The sequence below is a fragment of the Pseudomonas bohemica genome, assembly GCF_002934685.1.
Lineage (GTDB): Bacteria > Pseudomonadota > Gammaproteobacteria > Pseudomonadales > Pseudomonadaceae > Aquipseudomonas > Aquipseudomonas bohemica.
Genome location: NZ_NKHL01000040.1, coordinates 220 through 614, shown reverse-complemented (window position 1 = coordinate 614; position 395 = coordinate 220). Strand labels below are relative to the sequence as shown.

General features: G+C 48.4%; 2 tRNA genes. Both read right to left on the bottom strand.

The features are described from left to right. Positions 1 to 195 precede the first annotated feature (195 nt). Positions 196 to 271 (bottom strand) — tRNA-Ala (locus CE491_RS00255). Positions 272 to 301: 30 nt separating this feature from the next. After that, positions 302 to 378 (bottom strand) — tRNA-Ile (locus tag CE491_RS00250). Between the last annotated feature and the right edge of the window lie 17 nt (positions 379 to 395).

The following is a 395-nucleotide window of genomic DNA, read 5'->3' as shown; positions in this document are numbered from 1 at the left end:
GACATTCGCCGAAAGTTTGCATTCACAAACTTTACCTTAGCCTGTTCCCCACCAGTGAAAGTGGTTCACAGTCTATCTTTACTATCACATACCCAAATTTTTAAAGAACGATCTAATCAAAGACTAGAAATCAACACTCATCACCCAACCGGTGGAATGCTCATTTCTAAGCTCTAACAACGAAACAGCGGTAAGTGGTGGAGCCAAACGGGATCGAACCGTTGACCTCCTGCGTGCAAGGCAGGCGCTCTCCCAGCTGAGCTATGGCCCCGTATTTCTACAGGCTTTTCCCACACAAAATTGGTGGGTCTGGGCAGATTCGAACTGCCGACCTCACCCTTATCAGGGGTGCGCTCTAACCAACTGAGCTACAGACCCAATTTCGGGCTGTTTCT